The organism is Ferroplasma sp. Type II, from assembly GCF_000496155.1.
In genome coordinates this window covers 4,503-6,424 of the sequence record NZ_KI542820.1, presented here as the reverse complement: position 1 = coordinate 6,424, position 1,922 = coordinate 4,503, and the positions used below count along the sequence as shown (strand labels likewise).

Genomic DNA, 1,922 nt, shown 5'->3' with positions numbered 1-1,922 from the left:
CGATATTTCTATCACATATGCAAAACTTCTTCATCTTGTTGTACACCCCGATTGGACGCCTGTATACCTGGATTCACGACGACAGATATTTTCTGGAAATTCCTTTGAAAAATCATTTCCCGGAAAGGAATATTCAGTGGTTGATTACTCAAATAACCTTGAAATCACTTCGTTGCTGCACAGTATAGATGCTGGGAAGGTATTCTTCAGATTTTCAATGAAGCCAGAAGAAACATACCGTTACAAAAATTCCATTGAAACTTGAGTTCCGCATGAGATAGTCTGTCACGATCCCTTTAGAATTCTGTTATTTTCTGTGTATTCCAACATCCTTTCTCGTTTCATGTATGTGCACATTATATGCACATACTCTTAAATACTATCATGTAATATTATTTTATGTTTCTGAGATTCACAAGGGTAAGGAGAGGATCAGCAGTACTGGAATATGCCTCCATAGCTGAAAGGGTGGTTGAGGATAATAAGCAGAAAACTATAACTGTGAAGTACCTTGGGTCTGTGAAGTCTGATGAAGACAGGGAAAGATACAGGAAAATACTGGAGGAATACAGGGAGGCAATGAGGAAATTCTCCCTGAACGATATGAATGTAAAGCCAACACTGTCTTTTGGAATATTCTATGCAGCAAGAACAATTATGGGGAGGAATGGCATGTCAGGAATACTGGAAAAGCATACTAATTCCTATGCAGAAACATTATCATTTATGATTATCTCCAGGCTGTTTGACCCATCCTCAGACATTAACCTCATAGACATAGATAAAAGGGTGTACTATCCCTGGGAAATACACATAAGTGAGGATAGTGTGTATAGATCGCTTGATTCACTCATTGAAAAGAAGGATTCCATAGAACTTGAAATATTCCATGCACTGAAGCCTGACACGTCCACAGTGCATTATGACCTCACATCATCATATTTCGAGGGGAGGGAGGATAATGACCTTGTTCTGTTTGGCTATTCCCGTGATAAGAAGAGGGGAAAGGAACAGATAGTAATAGGCCTTGTCATGGCTGATGGCATACCCATATATCATGAGGTATGGAAGGGCAATACTGTAGATCCACAAACACTTGAATCCACCGTATCTGTATTGAAGGAAAGATTCAACATAAAGAATGTAGTATTCATAGCAGACAGGGCATTTGGAAGATCGAAGTCCCTAGATCTCCTTGACCAGAATCAATATATAACAGCAGCATACAGGTGGGATAAGCCATACCGCAATATCCTCATGGAAACAGATTTCTCTGATGGCTATGTGATGGATGACCTGACCATAAAGAAGGTTGCCATAAGCGTGGATGATGTGATGAAGGATGATTCCACAGAGGAGCAGAGAAAGCTAGCAGAAAAGAGGAGATATATTGCCGTATACAACAGGAAGAGGGAAGAACTTGATCTCCAAGATCTGAATGATAAAATTGATACTGTAAAAAAGAAGATGTCTGAAATACAGGATCAGAAGGAACTGAAGAAATCCCTGGGAAAGTTGAAATCTCTTGTGAAGTTCACAGAGAACAATACTGCACTTAATGAGAGGAGGATAGAAATACTGAAGAAACTTGCAGGTAGATTCCTCATTGTCACAAATACCGATCTCAATGAAGATGAAGTGGTATCAGCATACAAGGAACAGTGGCAGATTGAGAGGTCATTCAGGACAATTAAATCGTTTCTGGAGATCAGGCCAGTGTACCACAGGAAATCGGATAGAATAAAAGCACATGTGTTTGTCTGTGTATTATCCCTTCTGCTATCAAGGATAATGGAAAAACTTACAGTCAGGACAATTGACAGCATAAGCAGTAGCCTGAATTATCTGGATGTTGTTCCCATAACAGTTGGGAATAGAGAACTGTATGTCTCATCAGAGAGCACAGAAGCATCAGATGTTCT

The 1,922-nt window shown here is 39.6% G+C and carries 2 protein-coding genes; both read left to right on the top strand.

The annotated features are described in order from the left end of the window. Nucleotides 1-265 (top strand): hypothetical protein (locus AMDU4_RS13085; protein ID WP_021788409.1); only part of this gene is annotated, 265 nt, incomplete at its 5' end. A gap of 134 nt (nt 266-399) precedes the next feature. Next, nucleotides 400-1,922: IS1634 family transposase (locus AMDU4_RS13080; protein WP_290705467.1), on the top strand; the 1,523-nt coding region annotated here is incomplete at its 3' end.